This window comes from Roseomonas acroporae (assembly GCF_023223525.1).
GTDB classification, from domain to species: domain Bacteria; phylum Pseudomonadota; class Alphaproteobacteria; order Acetobacterales; family Acetobacteraceae; genus Roseomonas_E; species Roseomonas_E acroporae.
On the sequence record NZ_JALPRX010000230.1, the window covers coordinates 1 to 474 of the forward strand.

The following is a 474-nucleotide window of genomic DNA, read 5'->3' on the forward strand; positions in this document are numbered from 1 at the left end:
CGGATAGGCGCCCGATCCCCCTGCCAGGGGCTCGGGCGCTGTTCGTTTGGGGACTGCGCGGCATCACTGGCGGGGCTCCACCAGCCTGCCGTACAGCCGGTGGACGCGCCGGGCCCGGCGAACGCAGATGGCGTCCGGCCCGGCGCGGTAGGCGGCGAGGCACATGGCGTAGGTGCGCGGCGTCAGGCGGTCGGTGAAGTCCGACAGCAGCGACGCGGCGCATTCCCACCCGGTGCGGCGCATCAGCCTTGCGCCTCGCCAGTACCCTTTTCGACGTACTGGACGACGCGCCGCACGCCGACCGCTGCCAGCAGCGCGGGACCCGGCTCGCGCCGAGCGGCCAGCACGTCGCAGACGTATTGCGGCGAGACGCCGCACAGCGCCGCGAACGCCTTCTGGCTGCCGGCGGCGCGGACGGCGCTGCGGAGACGGCCGGCGACGTCGAGCGGGTGGACGATGACGGGGATCAGGCTC

The 474-nt window shown here is 74.3% G+C and carries 2 protein-coding genes; both read right to left on the bottom strand.

The annotated features are described in order from the left end of the window. Positions 1-63: 63 nt before the first annotated feature. Positions 64-243, bottom strand: coding sequence for a hypothetical protein (locus tag M0638_RS28175; RefSeq protein WP_248670275.1), 180 nt, complete (start codon positions 241-243; stop codon positions 64-66). After that, positions 243-474, bottom strand: a 232-nt coding sequence (locus tag M0638_RS28180) for a helix-turn-helix domain-containing protein (protein WP_248670276.1), incomplete at its 5' end; no start/stop codon positions are given. The genes M0638_RS28180 and M0638_RS28175, both read right to left, overlap by 1 nt.

Coding starts and splice junctions, on each gene's coding strand:
- M0638_RS28175 (WP_248670275.1), bottom strand. CDS start 243: ATGCGCCGCACCGGGTGGGAATGCGCCGCGTCGCTGCTGTCGGACTTC.